Origin of the sequence: Salmonella sp. HY31, from assembly GCF_042604575.1 — a bacterium.
In the GTDB taxonomy this organism is placed as follows: domain Bacteria; phylum Pseudomonadota; class Gammaproteobacteria; order Enterobacterales; family Enterobacteriaceae; genus Salmonella; species Salmonella diarizonae.
Genome location: NZ_CP170479.1, coordinates 3,426,531 through 3,446,627 on the forward strand (window position 1 = coordinate 3,426,531; position 20,097 = coordinate 3,446,627).

The window sequence follows — 20,097 nt, forward strand, 5'->3', positions numbered from 1 at the left end:
CCGCCTGCAGTTTGAGCTGCCCGGAAAACGCCACGCTGGTACCGGGTTTTAGCTGTACCTGTTCAGCGATGGCTTTTTTAAGATCGTTAACCAGTAGAGTAATCTGCCATTATCGTCATTATTCCGTCACGCGCCAGACCCAACGACTGTTTTATTATTTCTCTTATTAACCCACACCGGAGAAATAAGATGAATAAGTTTACATCCCTTTTAGCTGTCGTTTTTTTATCTCGGCTGGCGTAAACGCCGCTGAGAAAATGGAATCCCGTCAGTTATCCACCACGGCGCATGAAATGATGAATAACGGTGACGCCTTCGCACATCAGCAAATGGCTCAGATACAGAAAACCAGCGCCCCGGCAACCGTGGCGCAGCGACAAAATGCGCCCCCTTTTCTGAAATGGACGACTATGAAAAAGCAATGGTCGTCCATCAATCGATGAATAATGCCCATTCTTTCGCCCATGAGATTCAGGCAGAGGAGCACCATAAACAGATTAGACGCAACTAGTTATTTGTATATTTAACGTCACGTACTGCGGATGGCGCAACATCGCCGCCGCAGAAGCATACAGATTAACCTAATTTTGAAGAGGTTAAATGACGCGCCCTGCAGGATTCGAACCTGCGCCCCACCTGACACAAAGAAACGCTATTTGGCATCAGCGAGCCGACACGATTTCAATCGTCAGTAGAGATAACGCTTACAGGAAACTGGCGTGCCAAGTTTGATCCAGCGCAGCGGATACGGGTAGCGCACGATAATTAATTTACGCTGTTAATTGAGGGATTACAGGGGCTGCCTTATCGTTTTTCATTAGTATCCTATTGAAACGCCTGATATGGACGGCAGGCCTCACCCTATCCCCTGCTCCGGGCTGATCGGAGTGATTTTAGAAAAACATGAAGCCTGCGTGATTTTCTATAACACTTAAACAAAACTTTCGATACCTTTTGATTTTCTTCTTTATCGCTTTTTAAGTCTTTTATTGCTTAAAAATCCTTTCGATATGTTTTTTTGTGATCTAACGTAAGGAAACGAAAGCATGTAAAAGATAATATATCTGCGAGTTGGCAGCCAGCAAACACTCATTGCCCATACCTGATGTCCGGACCACATTTTTCCGGCAGTGGATCTACAGATGCAGGAAACCTCCCTATAAATCCTGCAATGTAGCGTATTTCTATAATTACAAGGGTTAGATATCATTATGAAAGCGAAGTTGTTAGTTACTTCTGGAACAGCAGTCTGTCTGGGGATCATTGCTACACTTCTGCCCGTCTGCGTTCACGCTGCGAAAGTGAATGCAACACTGAGTTGGGTGACGGGAGATTACGGTACACCATATGATTACAGTGGTCCGCGCCTGGATATGAACCTTAATCCTGACGGTTCTAACTGGTACTATGATTTAGGTTTTCGTAAACAATTCCACGACTCCCGCCAGCGCTATCAACGTGCTGAGGCTATGGTCGGCTATCGTTTCCGTTTTGACGAGGGTTGGATCCAACCGAGCTTTCGTATTCGTGAAGATTTAACCACTTACGATAACGGCAATCGAACTACCATTGATTTTTATACCGCACATTTGACCGGCCAGCGTCTGTTATCTGAACGTTTTACATTTGCGAGCAGTGTGATTCTGGGTATTGAACGTGAAGAGGTAAATACGGCATCGAATCAATCTGTACGCCGTGCAGATCGCTTAACCTGGGAAATTGAACCAGGCGTACGTTTCAAGTCGAGTGCTAATACCATGATGACGTTGAACTATTTTAATGCCGGTAAACGCAGTGACAAAGGCGATACCTGGGGATTGACCGATAACTCAAGAAACCAGCAAATGAGTTTCTATTTTAACTGGAATACGCCAATTGGTCTGGTGCTCACCCCATATGTTCGCTATGCCCTTAATTATGGTGAAACGTCCGGATGGTACGAAAGCGCGGCATACAGTGAAACCAAAACAAAAAGTAAAGTTAACCGTTTAGCCCTGCAAATGGCTTACCCTTTATCCGATAGCTTCCGACTTCAGGCAGAATACTATATTGAAGATGTTAAATATAAAAAAGGCTATACCATGGGTAAAGAAGACTCTTCATCTAAATATATGAAAGTTGGTGTACGCGCAACATTTTGAGTATTTACTTATGCCTGGCATAGAAACGTAAAATCCAGCATTAAATAATTCCGGGTTTCAATACAGTATTAGATTCATTCCTGAGAAATGGAAGGTGTTATTATGTCTAAAAATTTTAGGGCAAAAATTCTCGCGGTCAGTATATCCACTATTTTACTATCAACTGCATTTAATACAGCTGCGAGTGTTTGTCCACCTTATACACCTGCGGGCAGTACTTGTGATGCAATAATTGCCTCCGATGGTAAAGCCGTGACCTTAACGTCAGACTTATACGTTGCCGAAGGTAATGCTCTGACCTATACTGGCAACACGCCATTTGTCGCCCAGTATATCCGTAAAAATATTACTGTTAGCGGAGAAAATGCGTACGCTATCTACGCCGATGGTAATACGTTTTTTAATAATAATATTAACCTTGAAAAAGGGATTAATATTATCAGTGAAAATGGCACAGCAATTAAAATTGACGGTTCATTTAAACAACCGGCCGTTCCTAATATAGGTATATCAATAAAAGATGGGTCGACGGTTAAAGGTAAAGAAAATGCCATTGACTTCTCAGGAGCAAAGACAGCTCTGAGAATAGATGTCAACGGTAACGTCTACGGGAATATTGTAGGCAATGGTCTGGAAGGAAATAAGATTAACTTTGCTTACCAGGGCGGAGCACAGCAAGGGTTATTTGATGGTTATACTATTTCCGGGGTTGAGAAAATAGATAACTGGGGGAATCTAAGCATCATTGCTAAAGACAGGACCATTTTCTGGAGCGGTGATTTTAATAATAAAAAAAATGCGATTTTGGATTTTAAGATTGGTAACTCCGCTAATTTAAACACACCTCTATTATTGATTGAAGGCAAGACCGTATTTAATACAGGAAGTAAGGCATTATTCTCTTATGTAGGGAGTAACATCAACGATATCGTCAATAAGGATATCATCCTCATTCAATCAAATGGGGGAATGAGTGGTACTGTTGAGGTCGGACAAGGTGGCGTAAACGCGGTTAGCGATCTTTCGCCATTGCTAAAACAAATCGACTCCTGGATAACCACCACCGATCCGGTTGTCAATGGTGGCATTCAAGGCAATCAACTGGTGGTACGCTACGGGGTGAACTACGAAGGCGGTGATAATTTTGTCAACATCGCTAAACAAGGTGGCATAAGTGAGCAAAGGCTCCAGGCAGCAAGTTATATCGTTAACTATGCACTGTCCGAATACAACAAAACTCAGTCCGTACGAAGCGGTGAACTCCTGGCACTGTTAACCTCAGCGGGTAACAGTAATACAGGCGACGACGGTGCGAATTCATCTGTTGTTGACAGCGGCAGCAATGGTATTGCCCGGTTAGTTGAACAATTAACCCCGAATGCTGAAGGCAGTGAGGTCCGCGCCGCCCTGCGTGTGGTCGATAAGATGCGTGATCAGGCAAATAACCGTAGCTTCTATTTACGCAATCAGGAGACCGCAACGCCGTGGAATTTCTGGGCGCAAACTCTGTATACGCATGGACGCCAGGGCAATGAGGCTGATATTTTCGGTTATCAAACTAATGCTTATGGCATAAATATTGGTATGGATCGCCGCTTCAGAGATGAAGCTTTATTCGGTGTCGCTTTCGGTTATCAAAACAGCCATATAAATATAAATGGTTATGGTAATACAAAAGATGTAAATAGCTATGAAGCTATGGCCTATACTGGTTGGTTCAACGACCGCTATTTTATTAACGGTAACATTAATATGGGCTATAATAAAAATAGCAGCACCCGTAATATTGGTTCCTTAAATGGTTATCAGGGAAATACCAGGGCTGAAGCCGACTATAACAGCTTGCAGATGGGTTATCAGGCCAGCGCCGGTATAACATTTGACCTTGATATCGTTAAATTACAGCCGCGAGTAGAATATAACTATCAGTGGTTCCGGGTGGAAGATTATGCCGAAAGCGGTTCACCAGCCAGTCTGGAAGTAGATCGGCAGTCTTATTCAGTGAAACACCTGGGTGCCGGTTTTACCGCCTTCAATACCTACGATTTGGCGTTTGGTAAATTTACTCCATCACTCTCCTTAATGGGATACCGTGATTTAAATGATTCAGAAGTCATAACCGAAACTGCGGGTTTAGTGATGGATCAGGGTAAAGGCAAAGGCCGTTTCACTATCACCGGCGATAGCATCGGTAATGATATTTTTGAAGCCACACTGAAATCTTCTTTAACGCTAAAAAATAATATTATCCTGGACGGTAATTTGAATTACTACAAACGTGATGGTTATAACGAAGGATATATAGGTCTGAGCGTTTCTAAATACTTTTAAGTGCAAGTCGCCAGAACTCTTTTGTAGGTATAACGCATCGGGATACAGCATGACCTGTATCCCGATGGGTATCGCCTCTCTTCATTTCTCTGTTGCATCCTTTTATTGAGTAGCGAAGATTATGTATACACCTTTCAGATTTAAACTTATAGCCCTCACCGTCGCAACCTTGCTGGGAGCAGCCGCCTGTACATCACATCCATCAGTGAATAACGCTAAAAGTACAAATAATGAAATCAATAAAAAAATGCTGATGCAGGCGTCGATTATTGATTTTGACGGCAATAGCATCCCTGATTTTGTCTCCGCAAGTAAAGATTCAACACTGTCGTTGAGTCCTGAGCGCTATATCATGGGCAATAAATCGCTTAAATGGGACTGGCAGGCGGGCAGTACCGTGACGATTCATCACCCTATCAAACAAGTACCCGACTCTGTTGCGTCTAAGATATGGGGTCGTAAAGCCACGCAAGTGCTCTCGTTTTGGATTTATAACGAAAGTCCGGTTGACGATTACATGATTGTTGATCTTGGTCGCGGCCTGGGACCTTCTGGCTCACCTGATACCGGCATTAAAGTCAAAATGAACTTTAGCGGCTGGCGCGCAATCGGCGTTTCACTGCAAAACGATCTTGAAGGACGCGAAATTGAAGGCTTGGGCATCAGCGAAAACGAAGCCGGTGAGAGCGGCGCCCGCAATACCATTGCCAGTGGGGCAAAAAGTGATATGGATGACATTCGCTTTAAAGCGCCGCTTAAAGCGCCCTCCGGCACTTTTTATATCGACCGTATCATGTTGTCTATCGATGACGCTCGCTATCAATGGTCTGATGACCAGGTAAAAACGCGGCTTCACATTCCAGAAATTGATTTCCGGCTACCTAAAAAATTACCGACCCCAACGGCAAGTGAGTTAGCCGCTACTGAGGGCATTCGCGATGCCCTGGTACGCGTATTTATCCAAGGGAAAATCGACGAGAGTGGACTGGTCATTGTCGATAATTACGAAAAATTACGCAGTGAATTTGCAGCATTACGTATTAAACGTAACGCAGAGGGTAAATTGTCCGGGCGGCATATAATTACAGATAAACAGAAGGTATTGTATCAACCTGAATTTATGAGCGCCGTCGACAAACAGCGTTTTGACGATTATGTTTATCTCGCTGATTATGCCACGCTGATGTTTAATATCAGCCGTGCCTATCAGATCAGTACTGTGCCTGCGCAGCGTCAGGAACTGGTCGACATGTATATACTGATGACCCAACATTTATTGGATCAGGGATTCGTTGACGGCAGCGCGCTGGTTACGACCCACCACTGGGGATACAGTTCTCGTTGGTGGTATATCTCGGCGATGATGATGAGCGATGAACTGGAAAAACATCAGTTACGTCAGCAGGTCGCTGATGCCCTGCTGTGGTATTCACGGGAATTCAAAGCTAACTTTGACATGCAACCGGGGCCCGAGAGTTCGGATCTGGACTATTTTAATACACTTTCGCGTCAGCACTTAGCACTGCTGATGCTTGAGCCCGATCCGGCAAAACGTATTGCATTATTAAAACGTTTTGGTGAGTATATCAACGTGGCGCTGTCGCAAATCCCACCCGGCGCACAAGATGGCCTACGTCCTGACGGTACGGCATGGCGTCACGAAGGCAACTATCCAGGTTACTCATTCCCGGCTTTTAAAAATGCCAGCCAGCTGGTTTACATGCTGCAAGGCTCGCCGTTTGAGGTCAGCAAAGAAGGACGTGCTGCGCTGAAAAAAGCGATGGTTTCAGCATGGATTTACAGCAACCCGGCGACCTCAATGGGGCTCGCGGGTCGTCACCCGTTCAATTCATCAAGCGTGAAATTATTCCAGGACTCGTTCCGGTGGTTGGCCCTGACCGGCAATCCGCAAACCGGCGAAAAAGTGGATAAAGATCTGGCCGCCATCTATCTGCAAATTACCAGAACGCCAGAGAGCGAAAGCGAAGCGCTCTTTGGTCAGACAATTAAGCCCGCTTCTTTACCTCAGGGTAACTGGACCTTTAACGGCGGCGCGTTCGGAATTCATCGTTTTAGCGACAAAATGGTGACCCTGAAAGCCTACAACAGCAATGTTTGGTCTTCAGAGATTTACTATGCCGATAACCGTTATGGCCGCTATCAAAGTCATGGTGCTGTTCAGGTTCTGCCTTATGGTAGCCAGAAAGAGATAGGTTTTACACAAGACGGCTGGGACTGGAACCGCAATCCGGGGACCACCACGATTCATTTACCGTTAGCCGAGCTGGACAGCCCTAACCCGCATACGCTGATGTTACGTGGCGATCAGCCTTTCAGCGGTCATTCATCGTTGGCGGGTAAATATGGTATGTTCGCCTTTAAGTTTGATGCGCCATCAATGCCGAAATTTGATAGCAGCTTTACTGCCCGTAAAACCGCGTTAGAGACGGAAAATCGTCTGGTCTTATTAGGCAGTAATATTAGCAACAGTACGACTAAATACCCAACAGAAACAACGCTTTTCCAGCACGGCATCACGGATAAAGCGCACGCTCTATGGGTGAACGGCGAACGCATTACCGCATTCCCGTATCAGCGTACTCTTGGGGAAGGTGATTGGTTAATCGACGGTCATGGTACCGGTTATTTATTAACGGCCGGCGCGAAAGGAGAAGTACGCCGTCAGCATCAGGTCTCGGCGAATAATAAAACCCGTAAACCAACGGAAGCTGACATCAGCGTGGCGTGGCTCTCTCACGGCAAGAAACCACAAGATGCTGAATATGAGTACCTGATGGTGCTTGAAGCCACGCCCGGGAGTATGCAACAGTTGGCTAACGATTATCGCGCAGGCAAGAAACCGTATGAGGTATTGCGTAAAGACAATGTTGCACACATTGTGCGTGATAATGTGACCCAAACCATCGGTTATACCGCATTTAGTGCGGTGACACCTGCCGACGGCGTGGTGAAAAATATTCCTCAGCCCGCGATAATTATGACCCAATCACGGGGAGACAAAGAACTTATTGTTAGCGGCGTTACACCAGACCTGAACATGACCCGAACCACGGCGGCAACCCCGGTGCCTATTTCAGTGACGCTTAACGGTCAGTGGCAGACTAGCGCCCCGAACCCGCAGGTTAGCGTCAGGACCGCGGGAGGTACCACGGAGTTGACGTTCTCGAGCTATTTTGGTATTCCGCAGGAGATAACTCTGAAGCAACAGCCGTAGCCAGGTTAGTCATTGCGTTAATAAATATCCTCCGACATAGCTCTGCCTCTTATACATAAATCCCCCGACAATTTTGTCGGGGGATTTTTTGAATCTTTTCCCCGTACTGTGATCTTTCTTTAATACTCCCTCCACTTCTGGCGCTTTACTACGAGGTTTTCTAATTGTTACTCATAGACTGAAGATATTTTTGGCACTGCCAGGATCGGCGATTTATGCCGTGGGTGACTCGCAAATTTAAAACTTACCCTATTGTTTGCACTGTCAGGTTGTTTTATTAGTAAAGATTATTGAGATGATTATTTGATTTTAAATGGCGCGCCCCGCAGGATTCGAACCTACGACCCACGGCTTAGACGTTCCTGGAACGACTTTAGCTAACAACAACTTATCCCATCAACACTGCGCTCACACGTCCCATCTTCGAAAAACATGCAAAGCCTTGCAGCCGATGCAAAGCTTTGTATGTCCCATATATGCCCCATCACATCACCGTTCCATCATCAAACTCCCAGGATACTGGAGGGAAGGAAGTTGAGAAGATTGTGGCCGACGGTTCCGTACCTCATCAGTGCTGTCTGATGTTGTTTGTCCGGGAATATGCTCACCTTGCACCGAACCATTTAACTGAACATACGAGGCAAATTGACTCAATTTTCAGTGATGATGTCCAAAATATGTCCCACCTGGAAAATAAGGAACTTGCAGAAAATAGGTAACTTGCTGAAATATAATGGCGCGCCCTGCAGGATTCGAACCTGCGACCCACGGCTTAGAAGGCCGTTGCTCTATCCAACTGAGCTAAGGGCGCCTTGTGAAGTGAAGACTTCGTGTAGACGAAACGCGAGAATTATACGGTCAGGCACTCCTGAGTCAATGGCTTTTGTTCCGGTTGCTGACTAAGTGTACGAATATCGTCTTTTCTGGCGCCACGGCAGGTTCCAGGAAATCGCCTGGACACAACTCAGCATGCGTAAAGTGGGAATTAAGGCCGCCAGTATTTAGAAAATCAATAAGTTTCTTTAATATTTCACCATGATTCACCTGCCGTTTAGGATATTTTTTATGCTGAGTATCGCGATTAAGGAACAAAACAGTCACTTTGAGCATGGTTTAAAAATCATCATGACGCGTCTGGCGAATCAATGGCAGCAGAAAATTTACTTTCTGCCACCAGAAGAGATAGATAATGCCGATATCGATTTTCTGGCACTGGACGATGATTGGTTCAGCGCAGATTGTTACCAGATACCCATGCATACCCAACATCAGTTACGGGTGATTATTTGTAATGAATCCGATAAAGAAAAGCTCATGTTCAGGCCATGTCTGTATATGCTGCCGCATATTTACCGGGAAGATGATATTGAAGAAATCACCCGAAAGATGATATTAATTTTGCATAAGCGAGCGCTTCGACATAGCGTCCCTTCTACCATTTGCCACTACTGCACGACTCGTCATTTTTCAGTAACAGAACGTCATCTGTTAAAACTGATCGCCAGTGGTTATCATTTAAGCGAAACGGCCGCTTTACTTTCACTCTCTGAAGAACAGACCAGGTTACTCCGACGGAGCATTATGCGAAAATTACATGTTAAAACAGAGCAGCAGTTTTTAAAGTATATTAGAGTTAATCTTCATTTCTTACTCAGTAAGTAAACTCACTTAATTTTTTACAAGGCTTGCGAAATATCTCACCAATAATTAAGTAACGATACCTACAGGCATTTTTTTAACACTGCCACAATGATGCACATAATACCCTGCCAGATTCATGGGTCGAAAATATATGGCTGCATCTTAAATACCTGAAGGAGTGTTTGGTGGCACAGGATACTTTATTAAAGGAAAGGATAAATACCCCGAGTCCGATGTCTTCGCCAATACGTCATTCATATCACAGCAACGGGTTGTTAAAATTTGAGCCTATCGTTCATCTCTCAACTGCACAATTAATCGGCTATGAGGTCCTGACTCAACTTCCGTCGGGAAGTGATAGTAAAGCTTTTTTTCAGCAGTTCAGTCAACAGGCGTTACATAATCACTTTTTCCAACAAATAGACACTCTACCTTTCTTCCCTCAAAATAGTAGATATCTTCTGAAGTTACCGGTGAAGGTATTGTTAAATATTGATGTATTACTTTTAAAAGTACGCTCGCATTCATCAAATCTCACTATTGAACAGCAAGACTCTGGCGCTTTTTACACCTTAAGTACAGGTCAGCAGTTTCGCCTCTATGAAAAAATTCAACAACCTGAAACCAGCGGACTGCCCGTTTGGCTGGATGATATCAATGAAAAAATGTTTGCTACCTTTTCTAACGAAAACTGGCGGTTAAGCGGAGTTAAATTCGATAAAAAAACATTCTGGAACCTTGTATCTGATCCGCAAAAAATGCGCCAGGCTATTCTCATTGGATATAAGATCGCAGCCGATATGCTGATGGAAGGCATTGAAACATCAGAGCAACGAAGCATTGCTTTTTACGCTGGTGCAACGATGGGACAAGGTTATTTATGGCCAGCAATATTACCAGATATATATTAAAGCAATGGAAAAAGCAGGATGCGCAGCGTACCACGCAGGGAAAGACACCGCCGTTCAAGAAATGCCAAAGACTGCGCCTGCCGTTATCACTCTCCAACGCCACAGATATTTGATTGCCTTGAGTTACTGAACCAACAGCTCAATTATGCCTTGCCGGTTGGTATCATTTCCCAGGCAATCATTACAACTGACAGCTACCTGGCATATTCGCTGAGTCGCTACTTATTTTCCGGCAAGCGCACCGCAGCTTTCCGCTCATTAGACGACATTTCTTTGTGGATCGAAGAGGGTTCGCTCAGACAACTGATTGTAGATATGGAGGCGCTACCCATCTCCTGTGTTGAGGCGCTTAAGCAGCTACGTGCGCTCAGTTGGCAACAAAGCGATATACAGATTTACCTGCTGGTATCAGATAAAACCCCCGCTATAGCACAGTTTATCCGTATGGCTGGGCGTTTTTTTGTCCTGTCGCGACGACAAAATCTGGCCTCGTTACGCGAAGCCTTGTTATCAACTGCCGAACCTCGCTTATCGGAAAGCTTTAGCCACACTGACTGGTTGATGATTGAAACTTTAGCGCAAGGCGTCTCTTTAAAAGAAATAGCACGTCAGCAAAGCGTACCTTATCATCGTGTGGTTTACCGGCTTAAACAACTGATCACCCTCCTTAACCTTCCCCACAGGCAAAGCTTTCTTCGGCTAATGCAGCAGCTAAACGTTACTTTCCCCGACATTTTTTAACGAACTAACTTTCTGGTGAATAAGATTTTTTAAGAAATTACTTATTTTCACATCCATGAAATGTAAATGTTTCACATAAAATTAATATTTGCAACTCGTCCTGGTAAGCGATAAAGATTCTCTCCCTACGCCATCCCCTGTCCCTCCTCGTTTCTTGAGGTTTTCAGAGTAAACATCTTTCTTTTGTTACATAACAAACACTAAATAATTAGTTTTTTATATTATTTTTATGCTTAAAAATAATGAATTAATCTTGCCAGCATTAATTCCAAAGAAAATAATTCTATAATGCGCGGATTCTATATAACACAACAGAACATCCTACCCGCCATCCATAATTCGCATTTCGCAAGACTTTTCCGAGAAATCAGACCAGGTATAATCCATATTGTTTTTACTTAATCAGAAATTTCTTTTTTATTGGTGCGAAATGGATATTCCTCATATTTATTGCTCTTACGCAAAATAGCCAGTCAACAGGGAGGTCTCATTCTTTAATATTGCTCCACTGTGTGGCGTGTAGATCTGGCTATTTAACAACCTTCAAGGTGTCTGACGCTTATTCTAAAACGAAGGACGCATAACAGTCTGAGGCATACATCAATGAAACCTGCATCTGTTATCATTATGGACGAACACCCTATTGTAAGAATGTCGATAGAAGTTTTACTCGGAAAAAATAGTAATATTCAGGTTGTCCTGAAAACGGATGATAGCCGAACAGCGATAGAGTATCTGCGCACTTATCCTGTCGACCTTGTCATTCTGGATATTGAATTACCGGGTACCGACGGGTTTACCTTACTTAAACGAATCAAATCTATCCAGGAAAATACCCGGATACTTTTTTTATCGTCAAAATCAGAGGCTTTTTATGCTGGAAGAGCAATAAGAGCGGGCGCAAACGGTTTTGTGAGTAAGCGCAAAGATCTCAATGATATTTATAATGCGGTAAAAATGATTTTATCCGGATATTCTTTTTTTCCATCTGAGACGCTTAATTTCATCAGCAGTACCCGTACGCTCAAAGGCGGGCACCATGATATGCCACTTTCTAACCGCGAAGTTACCGTGCTACGTTATCTGGCAAACGGAATGTCTAACAAAGAAATTGCCGAGCAACTTTTATTAAGTAATAAGACTATCAGTGCGCATAAGGCCAATATATTTTCTAAACTTGGCCTTCACTCTATCGTTGAGCTTATCGATTACGCCAAATCACACGAATTATTGTAAGCATACTCCCGGCGAATTATCGTTCGGGAGCCACAACAGTGTACATTAATTGTAATTGATCATGAAGGTCGCATCCGCATTAGCAAGACCGGGCTGTACGCCATCTGCTAAGGCGATATAGTTCGCATAGAATTTCAGGGTAGCATTGCCGTTATTGTCAATATCGACGGCCTTGCTGGCCTGTTCAAGTGGCAATCGACGTTGATCGCCATCGCGAATTTCAATCGCCAGTTTTTGCGCCATTGCCGTATCAGCAAGCGCCAATAATGCAGTGCCGGGCGCTGGCGTCCCGGAAAACGTTATAGACGCCGAACCCGGCGGGCAGCCTTCAAGTTTTAGGCTAAATGCTACCGGTTGCGTGACGTCACCGGCAGCGTGAAGCTGTTTTGTCGGCCAGGTGCCGAGGTTAACCGACTTGTTACTGTCGCCCCCAATCACGGCGCAGGTAAAATCCACCACGTTACCGCGCAGTTCAATATTCACTTCGCCCAGAGATGAATTGGCCTGACTCAGCGGGCTGAATAAAACACAACCGATAGCGACGAAAACGCGCCGAAGGATCATGACGCCTCCTTTAATCATAATCGACTCGTAGATAGCCGCGCGCAGTAAACGGCCCTTCGGTCGGTTTATTCCCCGTCACGCTGACTGGCCAGGCGCGGATACTTACGCGAGCGACGGCGTTATCATCAAGACGAAACGGAATTTTACTCGACAAATTATTGGGGATAAGCGGCGTGCCGTTGCTATTAGCAACCACAAAGCCTAAATCCGGATTATCGGACACCATCGCCTGCCCTGAGGCCTTTTCGGCTTCAAGCCGCATCGATAAATAGGCCTGCGCCGCGACGTTGGTACATTTGATGGCAATGGTTTTCGTTTGCGGCGTGACGCCTTGCGGACGATTACCCGTCCCCGCCTGACTAAATAACGACGCGCCAATATCGCCGAAATCAAACTCCACTACCTGTCCGGCATTCACTTCACAGTTTTGCGGTACTTCCACACTACCGCTGTAGCTAATGGTATACACTGGCGTGCTCAACGCGTCGCCGGTAGAGGTCGTCACATAGACACTAAACATCGTCTGGCGAGGGATTGTCACCATATTAATAAAAGGCCGTATCACTTTTAATTTAAAAACCAGCTTTGAGTCCTGCACGCCGAACGGCCTTTGCTGCGACACATTAGAGTCGCTCCCCATGCGAATATAGTTACGGGGCGGATAAAATACACCAGCGACACTATCGGTGATGCTCATCGCGCCCAGAAGGTAGTCATTCAGCTTGAGGTATTTAAAATTTCCCTCGGTGCTTTTTACCGGTAATTCTGATACATAGCTTCGGTAGGTATAATTCACTGTTGTCCCGGCCGGGCACGTCGCGTTTACGCCGACCCAACCTGATTTTTCCGGCAGCGTAACCACCCGTCCCGGCTGATTATTGCCGCTGGTGAAAACATCTGACAGGTCGTAAAAGATATTGGTCGCCGTCCCGTTTGAATTGCGGCAAACCGTCGCCAGCGCGGGATGGGTGAAAAAGAGCGCAGTCCCCGCCAGCAATAGCGCTGAGTATATTTTCATCTCTATTTTTCCTTTATGACGACGGACGGATACAGGTCGCGCTGGCTAGCGTAATCGCCTGCTTCAGGCTATTCTCCGCCAGGGCGTAGGGGGCGATACAACGCGCGTTTTTCCCCTCTCCCCACTGGATGAACAGTTCACCTTTTAGCGGTAAGCCGCTCAGATAAATTTGCCCGTCATCGCCGACCATACTGGTAATGCCACTGGCGGTTTCTCGTACTATCGCGCCAAACGGTAACGGACGGCCGCCAAGCCTCGCGGTAATGATTGCCCTTACGCCTATCCGCGTATCAAAAGCGGCCCGCACCAGCGCGCCCTCAGTCGGCACCACGCTGCTGACGTTATTCTCGACATCGGTATGGTTATCCATCGTGTTGGTATCTAACGCGACGCGGTTATAGCGATATACCGTGGCGTAGGGCATTACCGCATAGCCCCGCCAGTCCGTTTTCACGCCGGTCTGGTTTTCGATGCGCACGCCTTTCGCTCCCGGCGCTTTAATCAAGACATTGGTATCGCCCAACGGTTGGCTAAACGTCATACCATCCGCATGACCGACCACACCGCCGGAAAGTTGCCAGTTATAGTCATGCTGATCGCGATCGTAGTTATATCCTACGCCCAGCGTGCCATACGTCGCCTGCCAGTTAGCGCTGGCGCTGCCGCTATAACCATTGGTACTGCTACGCCCCTGCGTCACGCTGTAGCTCAGATTACGTCCTTCCAGAAGCGTGCCGCCCACGCCGGTCTGCCAGCTATTGTCGCCGTCGCGGTTGCGGTTGGCGTTAAACGTAACATAAGTACGATCGAGAATAGTGTCACGCGCATAGCGCCGTCCGGTCAGAACGCTAAACGGAACGGACATATTGAATGCCAGAATGCGATCGGCGCCAGAGATCCCCACCGACTCGTTCCACGACCATGACAGCGAATAACTCATGCCTTGCCACCCACTGGCGTATCCTAACTGATACCAGGTATTGGTATCCGCCGTATTCCAGTAATTTTGTTGACTGCCGGAAAGATACAGTGACCCGTAATCACCCAAGTTTTGCGAAATATTGACCTGAAAGCGGCCTTTTTTGCTGTAACTAAGATTGTGGTAGCTCTGCGCCACCGGCACTTTGTGGCGGCGTCCGTCGCTATCGTATTCGTAGTCGTACCCTTCCATACTGCGGTATGCCACATCATCCAGGGTATAAAATCCGCGCGTGGAATAGCGGTAGCCCAGCAATTGAAAATTAGTCCCGTAGTTATTCAGCGATTTGGCGTACAGAAAACGCAGCGATTGCCCCTGATGGGTACTGTCATCTGCCAGTTGGCTATGCGCATGTGTGATATCGATCGACACGGCGCCCCAGTCGCCCAAATTTCTCCCCGCCCCGACCACCACGGCGCGGTAACGATCGGCAAGTTGCGTACCGCCGTAAACCGTCATTCCCGCAGGCAGGCCGGCAATCACCGTTCCCTGGAAAAAGAATGGCGAAGACTGCTGACTATTACCGCTGCGAAAATCCCCGGCCACCAGGTCATACTTCACCCTTCCCTCACGCTGCAATAGCGGAACGGTAGAGTAAGGCACCGTGTAACGTTGTTGGCTACCGTCTTTTTCATCTACCGTCACCTCAAGGTCGCCACTGGAAGAGGTGGGATTGAGATCGGTAATCGCAAACGCGCCCGGCGACACATAGCTTTGGTAGATAACATATCCGTTCTGTCGTATTGTCAGCTTTGCCGCCGTCCGGGCGATCCCTCTGACCGTGGGCGCATAGCCCTGTAGGCTATCGGGATACATATTGTCAGCAGAGTACAGACGCGCTCCGCGAAAGCCGACGCTGTCGAAAACATCGTTCCCGGTATTGCTGTCCCCCATGACCAGCTCGCTTTTCAGCGGAATGATGGCGCGCTGTACCCAGGTGCCAATGTTGTTCCAGCGTTGCGAATGATAGCCATCCCCTTTCGAATAGTTCCAGGCTCCGTTATTACGCAGCCGCCAGGGGCCATAGTTCAAACCGCTCAGCAGACTCAAAAAATAGCTATCGCTGTCTGTTCCGCGGCTACCGGTAAAACTGTAATTAATGAGTGCGGCGGGTATCCCTTCATCCCACTCCTCCGGCGGGATATATCCACGCGCGCTGTTGAGCATTGACGCCTGCGGCAAGCTAATATTTAAGCGCATCGACGCGAAATCGAACGCGATCTCCGCGCCCGGAATTTTCTCAGGAAGGTGAATACATGTGGTATCGACGCCTTTATCTGAGACCGAAAACGCCGCGGTATTTACGCCCAGCCGTTTAATCCACTCCGGTGTAAAACAAGGCATCAGGCCACCGGATTTATCGCCGGTACCCACTGTGCCAGCCTCAAAACGAATATCCTGCGTCGCTACGAATTCGTCGTTACGCCAGATATCTACCCGGTAGATACCGGGCGGCTGATGATTACCTTTTTCAAAGCGAGATAAATCCGCCACGGACGCGGTATCCGCCGACAAAAACGCAGGGTTGAAATAACTTTCGCCGCGGCTCGTCAGCGGATACAGCGTCGCCAGTACCGACAGCGCTACGCCGCTTAACGGTGACACATAGCCAGGAAATCGTCCTGCAAACCAGGTTGTCTTCTTCATCGTTTTCTCGTGTGGCTTCACGCATCCTGCTTAACCGAGACTGGCCGTTGTCGCCGTCGTCAATGCGCCGTAATCATTGACGGTCTGAAATGTCACGCTGCCCTGCGCACCAGCCGGTAAGGGAATTTGCACGTCGCTTTTTGGCGCGATCATCACGTTATCGATCTTTTTCGCACCCATGCTGATATTGACCAGAGTGAGGTAATAAGCAGATGGGTTGGTTATCTTGAGATGGTTGCCGACACGGGAAAATTTCAGCAAGGTCGGCGCGTCCTCCGGCGTCTGCGGCAAATTCGCCGGACGCACGAACAGTTTAATGCGCGACAGAATCGCCAGTTGCAGAACGTTTTTTCCTTCAATATGACTTTTATCTACCGACGGGATGGCTTTCACGTTCATCCAGAATAACGACTCCCGATCCACGGGTAGCGGTTGCCCGGCGTAGATAATACGCAGCGTGTTTTCGCTTTTTGGTTCGCTGACGAATAAAGGCGGCGTAACGATAAACGTTTTTTCTTTCTGCCCGGCGCTATTTTCGATCCATGAATTGACGAGGTAACGTTCTTTAGTATCGCTATTACTGATTGCCAGAGAAGTCTGTTTCGCCGCCGAGGGATAAATAACGCGCGTGGCGCCTAATGCAATCCCCCCCGCCGCCTGTACGTTCAGTGAGGTAAATAGCGTGAGAAGAACAATAAACCCTAATTTTATACTATTCAGCATGGTAAAAAATACCTTTTGCATTGAGTCACGTCGGCAAGAAAAATCACGGGTAAACTAGCGTAAACCACACTTCTGAATGAATTCGTCCCGGCGTCATATTTTCTGAAATTGCCCGATAGCGGGCGGTAAAATGCAAAGTCATTTCTTGCGTTAAAATGGGCGCGTAATGAAGCGGTAACGTGTTAGGTATGATTTGTCGCTGCTGGTCATCAAATAACGCCAGGCCGATTCCGGCATTACCGATACCTTCGCCACTGGCCAGAAAAACATGGGGATCTTCCGCAGGCGTAACGCCGGCAAACGCAATGCCGACATGACGCCAGACCTCCGCGCTACAGGAGATTAACCGTAACGAAAATGGAACGCTGACGGGAGCGAGGCTGCCAGGACCGGTAAACGTATTCGTACGGTACTGTCCCATCAATACGCGCAAATCCTGGCTTTCAGTGGCGACAGCGCAGCCGCCATTGACCAGTTGTCCGCGCAGGTGAACATGCCCGCTCTCCACAATTACCGGCTGCGCAATGACGGGCGACATCAAAATAAGCCCCACTAGCGCCGCGCCTTTCCTTATCATCTGTATGTTCTCTTTTATCCCCGATAGCCTCTTCCATTGAGGCGCCTTCCTTCCCTGGCGTCTCCTGACGGGATTATTCGTATTTCATGATAAAGGTGGCATCGGCATTAGCCTGGCCTGGCGTCGTGTCGGCGGCAGTTGCCTTATAGCGTGCGGTAAAACGCAGCGTATTGGTACCTTCAACCAACGACTGCTTCGCCGAGAAAGTCGCGCCGTCCGGCTTCAACGGTGAGGAGGTATTATCAAGAATCTCAATCCCAACGCCGGTCGCGGTGGTGCTATTGTTCGCAGAGGAGACAGCCAGCAAATTATTGTTGGTGTTATCTGTCTGACCAGAGAAGGCAACGGCAGCGGTGGCCGCCACTTTCGGATCGCAGTCATTCAGGACGATGGTGAAAGGTACCTGTGCGGTCGTATCGCCAATCGCCGTAAAGCTGGCGGTACGGTATTGCCCCAGAGTCACCGTTTGATCGGCGGATTTAGTGCTAACGGCACAGGCGGCATTAACCAGTTTACCTTCGAAATGAATAGTACCGCCGCTCACGCTCACTGGAGTAGAATCAGCCGCAACCGCTGCGCCAGCGACAAACATCAGACTCGCAATGGTAGAAGTCATTAATTTATGTTTCATGGATTTCCCTCGAATTACACACACCCGGTTCCGGCATCCTGTCGGCTCCGTTTGAATTATTATCGACATAGCATGTCAGAAAAGTTATCTCTTCATCCTGTAAAGATAGATATCGCAAATTAATTAGCTTTCTGTTTCTCCCCTGAGTATCAGATGCAATAATTAATTTCTGCGAATATGACATTTTGTCATGGTAATAAATTAAACATTTCGATAAATAAAAAATAGCCGCAAACTCTTTTAATGACCTAAGCTAATTCTTATTATGATATAAGAAGGGTCTAATCTTATTTTGTATAAAATATTGCGTTATGCCGTCTGGTGCTATTAACGACGAGGGATAACGTTAACCATGAACAGGGTGATAAATTGTTTCTTTTTGGTTAATCGTGGCGCACCCACGGGTCACGTATCACCGTCGTCAACGGAGGAGATAGACGTCGTATTCGCATCGGAAACACAAACGTTAACTGACAGCGAGGCTCGCTTCTGACAAAATAGCGCTATCCCCTTTGACTTGAAGTAACAGATGGAATCCTCTCTCTGATGGCAGCAAAGATTATTGACGGTAAAACGATTGCGCAGCAGGTGCGATCTGAGGTTGCTCAAAAAGTTCAGGCACGCGTCGCAGCAGGTCTTCGCGCTCCCGGCTTGGCTGTGGTGCTGGTCGGCAGCAACCCAGCCTCACAGATTTATGTGGCAAGCAAACGCAAAGCGTGCGACGAAGTGGGGTTCGTCTCCCGCTCCTATGACCTGCCGGAAACCACCAGCGAAGCCGAACTGCTGGCACTTATCGATACTCTGAATACAGATAACACGATCGACGGTATTCTGGTGCAGTTGCCTTTACCGGCAGGTATCGACAACGTTAAAGTGCTGGAGCGTATCGCGCCAGATAAAGACGTAGACGGTTTTCATCCTTATAACGTCGGTCGTCTGTGCCAGCGAGCACCGCGCCTGCGTCCCTGTACGCCCCGCGGTATTGTGACCCTGCTTGAGCGTTACAACATTGATACCTACGGCCTGAATGCGGTGGTCATTGGCGCATCCAATATCGTTGGACGCCCGATGAGCATGGAGCTGCTGCTGGCTGGCTGTACGACTACCGTCACGCACCGCTTTACCAGAGATCTGCGTCATCATGTCGAGCATGCTGATTTGCTCATTGTCGCCGTAGGTAAACCGGGCTTTATTCCCGGCGAATGGATTAAAGAAGGCGCGATTGTGATTGATGTCGGTATTAACCGTCTGGAAAATGGCAAAGTCGTTGGCGATGTCGTGTTTGAAGAAGCCGCGGCGCGCGCGTCATACATCACGCCAGTTCCGGGCGGCGTCGGCCCGATGACGGTCGCCACGCTTATCGAAAACACGCTGCAGGCGTGCATTGAATATCACGATCCACAAGGAAAATAACATGGCGACATTCTCTTTAGGCAAGCACCCGCACGTTGAACTGTGCGATCTGCTCAAGCTGGAAGGCTGGAGCGAAAGCGGCGCGCAGGCAAAAATCGCTATTGCCGACGGGTTGGTTAAGGTTGATGGTGCGGTTGAAACGCGTAAACGCTGCAAAATTGTCGCCGGGCAAACCGTTAGCTTTGAAGGCCAAAGTGTAAAAGTCACCGCCTGAGTTGCGGCGGTGAATGCGCCAGATGGCGACTAACGCTTTATCCGGTCTACGATACGATGAACGGTAGGCCGGATAAGACGCCTTGCGTCGCTATC

The 20,097-nt window shown here is 47.3% G+C and carries 15 protein-coding genes, 1 tRNA gene and 2 pseudogenes; 10 read left to right on the forward strand and 8 right to left on the reverse strand.

The window, feature by feature from the left end; translation table 11 throughout:
• Positions 1–7: 7 nt before the first annotated feature.
• Positions 8–94, reverse strand: a pseudogene (locus tag ACE15A_RS16295) (hypothetical protein); the annotation flags it as partial.
• A gap of 1,117 nt (positions 95–1,211) precedes the next feature.
• On the opposite strand from ACE15A_RS16295, the gene ACE15A_RS16300 reads away from it, so the two are divergent.
• From ACE15A_RS16300 to ACE15A_RS16315, 4 genes and pseudogenes are all read left to right on the forward strand, one after another.
• On the forward strand, positions 1,212–2,141 hold the full coding sequence (locus ACE15A_RS16300; protein ID WP_053508486.1) for an OmpG porin family protein: 930 nt from the start codon (positions 1,212–1,214) through the stop codon (positions 2,139–2,141).
• Positions 2,142–2,243: 102 nt separating this feature from the next.
• Positions 2,244–4,472: an autotransporter outer membrane beta-barrel domain-containing protein gene (locus ACE15A_RS16305; protein WP_023246750.1), complete on the forward strand. Its 2,229-nt coding sequence runs from the start codon at positions 2,244–2,246 to the stop codon at positions 4,470–4,472.
• Between the two features lie 121 nt (positions 4,473–4,593).
• A complete protein-coding gene (locus ACE15A_RS16310) occupies positions 4,594–7,707 on the forward strand; it encodes a chondroitinase family polysaccharide lyase (protein ID WP_053508487.1) in 3,114 nt (1,037 codons plus the stop codon).
• A gap of 590 nt (positions 7,708–8,297) precedes the next feature.
• Positions 8,298–8,426, forward strand: a pseudogene (locus ACE15A_RS16315) (integrase); the annotation flags it as partial.
• A gap of 15 nt (positions 8,427–8,441) precedes the next feature.
• Here ACE15A_RS16315 and ACE15A_RS16320 read toward each other — a convergent pair.
• A tRNA-Arg gene (locus ACE15A_RS16320) sits at positions 8,442–8,518 on the reverse strand.
• 254 nt (positions 8,519–8,772) lie between these two features.
• Here ACE15A_RS16320 and fimW point away from each other — a divergent pair.
• From fimW to fimZ, 4 genes are all read left to right on the forward strand, one after another.
• Entirely contained in the window at positions 8,773–9,369 is a 597-nt protein-coding gene (gene fimW / locus ACE15A_RS16325; RefSeq protein WP_053508488.1) for a fimbria biosynthesis transcriptional regulator FimW, read from the forward strand.
• Between the two features lie 164 nt (positions 9,370–9,533).
• A complete protein-coding gene (locus ACE15A_RS16330; protein WP_375138896.1) occupies positions 9,534–10,259 on the forward strand; it encodes an EAL domain-containing protein in 726 nt (241 codons plus the stop codon).
• An 18-nt stretch (positions 10,260–10,277) separates the two neighbouring features.
• On the forward strand, positions 10,278–11,000 hold the full coding sequence (fimY, locus tag ACE15A_RS16335; protein WP_023246745.1) for a fimbria biosynthesis regulator FimY: 723 nt from the start codon (positions 10,278–10,280) through the stop codon (positions 10,998–11,000).
• A 603-nt stretch (positions 11,001–11,603) separates the two neighbouring features.
• Positions 11,604–12,236, forward strand: coding sequence for a fimbria biosynthesis transcriptional regulator FimZ (gene fimZ / locus ACE15A_RS16340; protein WP_023246744.1), 633 nt, complete (start codon positions 11,604–11,606; stop codon positions 12,234–12,236).
• A 45-nt stretch (positions 12,237–12,281) separates the two neighbouring features.
• On the opposite strand, the gene sfmF is transcribed toward fimZ, so the two are convergent.
• From sfmF to fimA, 6 genes are all read right to left on the reverse strand, one after another.
• Positions 12,282–12,800 (reverse strand): fimbria assembly protein, encoded by a 519-nt coding sequence (gene sfmF, locus ACE15A_RS16345; protein WP_053508489.1) that lies wholly within the window; start codon positions 12,798–12,800, stop codon positions 12,282–12,284.
• Between the two features lie 10 nt (positions 12,801–12,810).
• Complete coding sequence (gene fimH, locus ACE15A_RS16350) at positions 12,811–13,818, reverse strand: type 1 fimbria D-mannose specific adhesin FimH (RefSeq protein ID WP_064055898.1); 1,008 nt, start codon at positions 13,816–13,818, stop codon at positions 12,811–12,813.
• A gap of 13 nt (positions 13,819–13,831) precedes the next feature.
• A complete protein-coding gene (locus ACE15A_RS16355) occupies positions 13,832–16,444 on the reverse strand; it encodes a fimbrial biogenesis usher protein (protein ID WP_064055899.1) in 2,613 nt (870 codons plus the stop codon).
• 30 nt (positions 16,445–16,474) lie between these two features.
• On the reverse strand, positions 16,475–17,167 hold the full coding sequence (gene fimC, locus ACE15A_RS16360) for a type 1 fimbria chaperone FimC (protein WP_023246740.1): 693 nt from the start codon (positions 17,165–17,167) through the stop codon (positions 16,475–16,477).
• 43 nt (positions 17,168–17,210) lie between these two features.
• Complete coding sequence (gene fimI / locus ACE15A_RS16365; protein WP_053508495.1) at positions 17,211–17,744, reverse strand: type 1 fimbrial protein subunit FimI; 534 nt, start codon at positions 17,742–17,744, stop codon at positions 17,211–17,213.
• 73 nt (positions 17,745–17,817) lie between these two features.
• Complete coding sequence (gene fimA / locus ACE15A_RS16370; RefSeq protein WP_129382464.1) at positions 17,818–18,375, reverse strand: type 1 fimbrial protein subunit FimA; 558 nt, start codon at positions 18,373–18,375, stop codon at positions 17,818–17,820.
• A gap of 546 nt (positions 18,376–18,921) precedes the next feature.
• Between fimA and folD the strand changes: the two genes are divergently transcribed.
• Both folD and ybcJ read left to right on the forward strand, forming a co-directional pair.
• Positions 18,922–19,788: a bifunctional methylenetetrahydrofolate dehydrogenase/methenyltetrahydrofolate cyclohydrolase FolD gene (gene folD, locus ACE15A_RS16375; protein WP_023246737.1), complete on the forward strand. Its 867-nt coding sequence runs from the start codon at positions 18,922–18,924 to the stop codon at positions 19,786–19,788.
• Between the two features lies 1 nt (position 19,789).
• Complete coding sequence (gene ybcJ / locus ACE15A_RS16380; protein ID WP_000190276.1) at positions 19,790–20,002, forward strand: ribosome-associated protein YbcJ; 213 nt, start codon at positions 19,790–19,792, stop codon at positions 20,000–20,002.
• The last annotated feature ends 95 nt before the right edge of the window (positions 20,003–20,097 follow it).